Genomic DNA, 7,678 nt, shown 5'->3' with positions numbered 1-7,678 from the left:
TCACTCGCAAGACGATTTGTTTTTCCAAGTCCATTTGGCTACATGATGTGGTGATTGGACTGTTCATCAATCGCTATGAGTTTGGCTTGTTAATTTAACTATCGAGCCACACGTCTAGAACATTACCTCACCAAAGTTGCTAATTAGTCGTTGCGTAACAGGGTTCCGATTACCGATTACTCATGAGTATTTGACTCTACTCAGGGGATTTTTGGTTCCAATTTTCTCTCCGCAACCGGGGATTGACAAACTCGCTTAATCCTTCTCCCACTAAAGACAACCCTACCACCATCAGCGTCATCGCTAAGCCAGGGAAAAGCGCTGTCCACCAAATTCCAGTAGGCAGAGCATCCAGCGCCTGACGGAGATCGTAGCCCCATTCTGGAACCTGATCGGCAAGCCCTAATCCTAGAAATCCCAAACTGCCCAAAATCAAAATCGCATCGGCAGCATTCAGGGTGAATAATACAGGCACGCTCTGAATCACGTTGAGAAACAGGTAGCGAGAGAGAACCCTCCAAGTATCCGCCCCCATTGCTTGAGCGGCTTCAATAAACAGTTCTGTTTTAACACTAACTGTATGGTTGCGAACGACTCGATAATATTGGGGAATGTAAGATATGCTGAGCGCGATCGCGGCATTTAACACCCCTCGTCCCACCACAAACGCCAGCGTCACCGACAGCAGCAGCCCCGGCAACGTATAAATTGTATCCATCAAAAATAGCAGCACCCGATCCAACCTGCCGCCCAAATAACCGCTGACTAAACCCAACGGCACCCCGATGACAAGGCTCAAGACGGTTGCCAAGATAACCACTTGCAGCGCCGCTTGACTCCCAAACAGCGTGCGCGAGAAAACATCGTACCCTTGGCGACTGGTACCAAACCAATGACGCCACGAGGGCGGCTCGTGAATGGGGTTAGCCAGGGATTCCAAAGGATTTTGCAGCCATCCCCAAGCCTGAAATGCGGGAGTGAGGAAGGCTATCAGCACGAACATCAAGGTGATAACAATTCCCACCCGCATCATCTGCATGGAGAGACTGGGACGCCCAGATAAACGCAAAAAAGGAAGTTTGGTAAGGGTCATGGTTTCTTGTTCAACTTGGCATATCAACGCCCGCAGGCTCTCATCCTGGGGCTACACAGACGAAGCCTGCCAACGCACAGGCTCCCAAACAAGAAGTTATACCAATTTGCCCTACAATCCTAACTATTTACTCCCCCAACAGAGCATAAAAACAGAAGGTTACGCAACGCTGCACCTTTTAGAAAGCCCCCCTTAAAAAGGGGGGTTGGGGGGATCAAATTGTGATATTGCTCTGTTCGTTAGATCCAGTAGAGATACCAGCAAAAGCAGAGATACCAGCAGGGATCAAATCGTGAATTGCTCTGTTCGTTAGATCCCCCTAACCCCCTTAAAAAGGGGGAACCGGAAATTTAAAGTTGCACATCCCCTAAGGTAGGAATTTGTTGTCTGACACTCGAAAAACGTTCAGGACTTACGCAAAGCTTATACATATAGCGTTTTGTAGGGGCAATCCCTCTGTGGTTGCCCTCAGATGTGGTGATGTGCGGCGAGTCCTGACGTTATTAGTCCGCGAAGGCGATCTTTGTTTGTGTAGCCCCAGGATGAGAGCCTGCGGGCATTACAGATATTGCTCAATCATTTGGCGGAACTGGCTCTTTTGCTTCACGCCCTTCATCTCACCCACTAATTCCTTATTTTTGAAGAACTGCACCGTAGGCGTTCCGGTAACACCAGCATTCTCGGCAATGTCTCTATCTTCCGCGATGTCAATTTCTACAAAGTGAATTTTGCCATCGAACTCATCCACCACCTTATTTAAGATCGGCTTCAGCGTATGGCAAGGACCGCAATTGGGCGAGACATATTTGACCATCAGCAGGCGATCGCTATTATGGAATAGCTTCCGCAGCGCATAGCTACCCTCATGTCTCGTCGCCTGAGGGTTAAACGCCTCCTCTGGATTCAGTTCAGCTACTTTATCACCAGGCTCATCTGCTGGCGTATCTGGCTCTTCAGACGTATGTATCTGCTGACGATACTCGTGGAGTAAACCATTAACAGATAGCCATCGTTCAGCCAACATTGCCGCCATACAGCCAGTACCCGCCGCAGTAATCGCCTGACGATATTCACGATCCTGGACATCACCCGCAGCAAAGACGCCCTCTACACTCGTCTCCACGGAACCAGGCTTCGTCACAACGTAACCAACCTCATCCAATTCCATCTGCCCCTTAAATAGGGATGTGTTGGGCTTATGTCCAACCGCGTAGAACAATCCTTTAACAGGGAGAACACTCTCTTCCCCAGTCTGAGTATGTTTCAGCTTAATCCCTGTCATCCGACCCTCTTCACCGACAACATCCACTGGCTGAGAGTTCCAGTGAACGGTAATTCTGGGGTTATTCAGCACCCGATCCTGCATCGCTTTACTTGCGCGCATCTTGTCGCCACGAACCAACATATGAACGCGATCGCCATACTTAGTCAGGTAAACTGATTCCTCAGCAGCAGAATCACCACCCCCAACCACAGCCAGTTCCGCACCGTGAAAGATAGGCGTGGCACCATCACAGATAGCACAAGCCGAGATCCCTCGACTCCAAAATTCATGCTCGCTAGGCAGTCCTAACCTTTTCGCCGTCGCCCCAGTAGCAATTACAATACTATGAGTTCTAACTTCCCGTTCCTCAGAATGCACAGAAAAAGGACGCTGACTCAAATCCACCGATATTACATCCTCGGTAACTAACTCAGCCCCCCATCTCTCAGCCTGCGCCTTCATCCTGTCCATCAATTCCGGCCCCGTAATCCCCTCTGGAAACCCCGGAAAGTTCTCCACTTCTGTCGTGGTCATCAGCTGCCCACCAGGTAGCCCTCCAGCTTCAAAGCCTTCAAACACAAATGGTTTCAGGTTCGCCCGTGCCGCATAGATAGCAGCGGTATATCCAGCAGGGCCAGAACCGATAATCACCAAGTTTTCTACGATTGGGTTGGTCATGGCTTTATATACAAACTCATAACGACTACGTTTAGTATAGTATAGCTGCTGGTGAGGGAGGCGATGAGCGCCAGAAACTTTTGCTCGCTAGTATAGTTTTGCCCTAAAAATGGGAACCCTTGAAGGGGAGTGCTGGCATTAACTAAATTTTGCCCCACTTCCCAGATGTGCAAAACTCCAGTATCAGGAAGTATTCCCTATGAACGACCAATCATCTGAATTACTTGAAAAAATTCGCCAGCAATTTGATACTTCTCCTTATCCTAGAAACCCACTAGATGAATCTCCAAAAGATAACGCCAGTGTACTTCATATTCACAACTTGGCAACATCTTACTACAAGAGAAACCAAAGATTTATAGAGACTAAAGGAAAAATAATTTTAGATGCCGGATGTGGCAGTGGCTACAAATCTTTAATTTTGGCAGAAGCCAATCCTGGCGCAAAAATTGTAGGGATTGATTTATCAGAAGAGTCTGTAAAACTATCCCGTCAACGCTTGCAACACCACGGATTTGAGAATGCAGAATTCTATACTCTCTTGATTGAGGATTTACCAACTTTAGGTATAGAGTTTGACTACATTAACAATGATGAAGTCCTTTATCTCCTACCCGATCCAGTTGCAGGATTGCAGGCAATGAAGGCAGTTTTGAAACCAGATGGAATCATCCGTACCAATCTCCATAGTTCACTACAGCGGAGCATTTTTTTCCGGTCTCAAGAAGTCTTTCAAATGATGGGTTTTATGGATGAAAACCCCCAAGATATGGAGATCGGGTTTGTTCGAGAAACTATGGGGGCTTTGAAAGATCAAGTTCTTCTCAAGTCGCAGACCTGGCATCCTAAGTATGAAACAGAAGACGAACTGATTCTAGCAAATCACTTACTTCTGGGTGATAAAGGCTCTACTATTCCTGAAATGTTCTCGGCTTTGAAAGCTACGGATTTAGAGTTCATCAGTATGGTGCAGTGGCGACAGTGGGACTTAATGAGTTTGTTTAAAAATCCAGACGATTTGCCTGCATTTTTGGCACTAGCTCTCCCGGAAACTTCTGTGGAAGAGCAACTGCATCTGTTTGAACTTTTACATCCTGTCCATCGTCTGCTTGACCTCTGGTGCGGTCATTTAAACCAAGCCAAGCCTTTTGTACCAATTTCTGAGTGGAGAACTGCTGACTGGCAAGAAGCGCGGGTGTATCTGCATCCTCAACTGAGAACCCCGAAATTTAGAGAAGACCTTGTAGCCTGTATTTCAGAGCTAAGAATGTTTGAAATCAGTCGGCATCTCCCCATTCATGAGGGGTTTGTCAATATAGATAGCTCAAGTGCAGTGTGCCTGCTACCTTTGTTGGACGAGTCTCAGTCGATGATGTCTCTGGTGGAGCGCTGGAAGCAAGTCAGACCTGTTCATCCTGTAACCTTAGAGCCTACAGATGAGGGAGAGGCTTTTGAGATAGTCCAACAGCTACTGACTCGGCTGGAGAGCCTTGGGTACGTGCTGCTGGAGTGCTGTGCCTAAAAGTGCTGGGATGTATCCCTAAAATTTTTTTTGCGGAGGGTGATATGAAAATAAGCGGAAGTGGGTAAGTTAAATCCAACAGATAGAAGTTAAGCATCCCGCACCTTAAGGAGAAACCCCTCATGAAGACTGAACTAAAAGCTAAGTTCCTGCAACACCTGAACCAAAAAAGACAGGACGAAGGTTTCACCCTGATTGAACTACTCGTTGTTATCATCATCATTGGTATTCTGGCTGCGATCGCCCTACCTTCCTTCCTAAACCAAGCTAACAAAGCTAAGCAGTCGGAAGCCAAGCAGTATATTGGTTCGATGAATCGGTCTCAGCAAGCCTACTACCTGGAGAAAAATGCTTTTGTTGGTGAACAGGCAACAGAATTTGCTAACTTAGGTCTTGGCATCGCCACTCAGACGACAAATTATATATACCGAATTAAAGGTGGTGGTGTTGGAACTAAAGCTGTTACGAACCAAGCAGCCCAGGTAGTGGGAGCTGGTGCTCCGATCAAAGCGTATGTAGGTGGCGTAGTTGTAGGAACCACGCAAGGTACAGGTGAGGCAACCACGCTTGCAATATTGTGCGAAGGCAAAAAGGCTGCTATCCAAGGTGGTCCTACTGCTGCTCCTGCTGATGTAGTCGCTGCTGTAGCTGCTGGCGTTCAACCAATCTGCCCCGGTGCTGGTTATGACAACTTAGGTAAATTCTAGGTTAAATAGAAAAGAAATTCTTGTCGTAGCGGTTTTAATAGAGCCAAGTTAAACATTTGGCTAAAGTGGGTAGAGCATTCTACCCACTTTGTTTTTTAAGCTACCTACGCCTGAAAGAATGGGTTTTAGCCCTAAAATAACACCAAAAATCATTTCCTATGACTACTGAAGGCTCTTTTCTTAATCAGGCTAACTGGCAGCAGCAAGCCTGTCAGTATTTAATTCAAGGAAAATATACTAAAGCTGCAAGCTTATACGAAGATGCAATTGAAATAGAACCTGATATCAAGTCGCATTACTGGTATTTAGGTATGCTGTTGCTGTTGCAGGGGCAGGAAGCAGAAGCTCAAATGACCTGGCTGCTAGCAATGGCAGAAGGTGAGCCGGAACAAGTCGAGCTGTGGACAGGGGAACTAATACAAGTTCTGCAATCAGAAGCTGAGCGACGGGAAGCTTTTGCAGACTACCCTGCTGCTTGGGCAATCCGGCAGCATATACAAGAAATAAGTCCCGGTGATGTAAATAATCTGTTGCAGATTATTCAACTTTCTATTGAAATTGAGAGGTTTACTGGAGAAGACTTAACTTCCCTAAGAGTCATTGATGTACTCAAGTCAGGTCAAGAAGTAGAAGTTAACCCGGATTTATTGCTACAAGTATTGCAAAATTCCTTAGATTACGCGCCGCTGGAACCATCATTACTGGAATTTGCGGAAGCAAGTCTTCTTTATATTCATGAGTCTCATGCTTTTATCAATATAATACTGCCTGCATCTATCAAAATTGCTTACTCTACAAAGCAACCTGCACTGGCAGCACGCTTTGCAGAATTATGTTTACGTTTAGATGGAGAAAATCAAGAGGTTTTAAGGCATCTGACCGCTTTTTATAATAAGGCTGGTAAATATGATGAGTGTATAAAAACTGCTAAACTTTGTTACTCTTTAATGCAAACGTTGCCCGATAAAATTTTTGCCATCCAGCTGATTTTGCAAGGGTTGATGGGTGCAGGCGGATATTGGAAAGAAGCCATTTCTGTATTCCAGCAGCAGGAATCCTTGCTTTTGGAACTGATAAAAGAACAACCCATTCAGCTCGATCAAATCACCACCCTTCGTCTGTCTACACCCACTTTTTTTCTGCCCTATTACAGAGATGCTCTAAAAAATAATCGCTGGATTCAAAATCAAGTTTCTCAGATTTTTCAGTCTAACGTTCAACATTATGCAAAAGAGCAAGCCGAGCAATTTGGTCAACAACGCTTACGTAACTGGGGGGGGTGTACGACTAACAAACCTCTTAAGATTGGCTACTTATCTCATTGCTTAGGAAGGCACTCAGTTGGTTGGCTGGCACGATGGCTCTTTGAGCATCACGACCGCGATCGCTTTGAAATTAATGCTTATTTTGTTAACTATAGACAGATAAACGACTTTTTACAAGAATGGTACGTCGAACAGGTTTCCCATGCTCACAAATTAGGGATGGATGGTCTAGAGATTGCTGAGCAAATTTATCAAGATGAAATAGATATCCTAGTGGATCTTGATAGCATTACCTTAGATATCAGCTGTGAAGTCATGGCACTAAAGCCTGCACCAGTTCAAGTCACTTGGCTGGGCTGGGATGCTTCAGGTTTACCAGCTATTGATTACTTTATTGCTGATCCCTACGTTTTACCAGACTCGGCTCAGGATTACTACACTGAAAAAATCTGGCGGCTGCCACAGACATATATAGCAGTAGATGGTTTTGAGGTGGGTGTGCCGACTCTGCGCCGCGAAGAGCTAGATATTCCCAGCGATGCGGTGGTGTATCTCACGGCCCAAGGTGGATATAAGCGTCATCGTGATACAGCCCGACTGCAAATGAAGATTATCAAAGAGGTGCCAAACAGCTACTTCTTGATTAAAGGCTTGGCTGACCAAGAGTCAATTAAAAACTTCTTTAACCAGATTGCAGAAGAAGAGGGGGTGGATAGCGATCGCCTGCGATTTTTACCAGAAGTGGCATTAGAATCTGTTCACCGAGCTAATCTGGGGATTGCTGATGTGGTTCTAGATACTTATCCATACAATGGAGCCACCACGACTCTAGAAACTCTGTGGATGGGTATTCCTTTGGTAACGCGAGTTGGGCAGCAATTCGCGGCTCGTAACAGCTATACCATGATGATGAATGTGGGTGTGACAGAAGGGATTGCTTGGACTGATGAAGAGTATGTCGAGTGGGGTGTTCGCTTGGGTAAAGACCCCGCTTTGCGGCAACAAATCGCCTGGAAACTGCGGCAATCAAGGCAGACATCCCCCCTGTGGAATGCCAAACAGTTTACCCGCGAAATGGAGAAGGCATATGAGCAGATGTGGCAAATATATGTTGAAGCTGGTCGATAGTCTGAAGACAACAAAGCACAA

The 7,678-nt window shown here is 46.0% G+C and carries 6 protein-coding genes; 4 read left to right on the top strand and 2 right to left on the bottom strand.

Features of this window, described 5'->3' with window-relative positions:
* Window positions 1-98: IS1 family transposase (locus tag AC2VDX_RS00980; RefSeq protein WP_486928077.1), on the top strand; the 98-nt coding region annotated here is incomplete at its 5' end.
* 98 nt (window positions 99-196) lie between these two features.
* Here the strand turns inward: AC2VDX_RS00980 and AC2VDX_RS00975 are convergent.
* Window positions 197-1,093, bottom strand: a complete 897-nt coding sequence (locus AC2VDX_RS00975) for an ABC transporter permease (RefSeq protein WP_378173270.1) — start codon at window positions 1,091-1,093, stop codon at window positions 197-199.
* Between the two features lie 559 nt (window positions 1,094-1,652).
* Window positions 1,653-3,035 carry a thioredoxin-disulfide reductase gene (gene trxB / locus AC2VDX_RS00970; protein WP_378173268.1) on the bottom strand — a complete coding sequence of 461 codons (1,383 nt, stop codon included), beginning with the start codon at window positions 3,033-3,035 and terminating at the stop codon, window positions 1,653-1,655.
* A gap of 199 nt (window positions 3,036-3,234) precedes the next feature.
* Here trxB and AC2VDX_RS00965 point away from each other — a divergent pair, with 199 nt between their 5' ends.
* The 3 genes from AC2VDX_RS00965 (at window position 3,235) to AC2VDX_RS00955 (ending at window position 7,657) form a co-directional block, all read left to right on the top strand.
* Window positions 3,235-4,557, top strand: coding sequence for a class I SAM-dependent methyltransferase (locus AC2VDX_RS00965; RefSeq protein ID WP_378173265.1), 1,323 nt, complete (start codon window positions 3,235-3,237; stop codon window positions 4,555-4,557).
* A gap of 122 nt (window positions 4,558-4,679) precedes the next feature.
* Entirely contained in the window at window positions 4,680-5,264 is a 585-nt protein-coding gene (locus AC2VDX_RS00960) for a type IV pilin-like G/H family protein (protein WP_378173262.1), read from the top strand.
* Window positions 5,265-5,422: 158 nt separating this feature from the next.
* Window positions 5,423-7,657: an O-linked N-acetylglucosamine transferase, SPINDLY family protein gene (locus AC2VDX_RS00955; RefSeq protein WP_378173260.1), complete on the top strand. Its 2,235-nt coding sequence runs from the start codon at window positions 5,423-5,425 to the stop codon at window positions 7,655-7,657.
* Window positions 7,658-7,678 lie beyond the last annotated feature (21 nt).

Source organism: Coleofasciculus sp. H7-1 (genome assembly GCF_057473865.1).
The sequence above is the reverse complement of the archived record's forward strand: the minus strand, read 5'-3'. Positions and strand labels throughout refer to the sequence as shown.

Excerpts from the sequence above, each read along its gene's own strand:
- AC2VDX_RS00975 (WP_378173270.1), bottom strand. The coding sequence starts at position 1,093 with ATGACCCTTACCAAACTTCCTTTTTTGCGTTTATCTGGGCGTCCCAGT.
- trxB (WP_378173268.1), bottom strand. The coding sequence starts at position 3,035 with ATGACCAACCCAATCGTAGAAAACTTGGTGATTATCGGTTCTGGCCCT.
- AC2VDX_RS00965 (WP_378173265.1), top strand. The coding sequence starts at position 3,235 with ATGAACGACCAATCATCTGAATTACTTGAAAAAATTCGCCAGCAATTT.
- AC2VDX_RS00960 (WP_378173262.1), top strand. The coding sequence starts at position 4,680 with ATGAAGACTGAACTAAAAGCTAAGTTCCTGCAACACCTGAACCAAAAA.
- AC2VDX_RS00955 (WP_378173260.1), top strand. The coding sequence starts at position 5,423 with ATGACTACTGAAGGCTCTTTTCTTAATCAGGCTAACTGGCAGCAGCAA.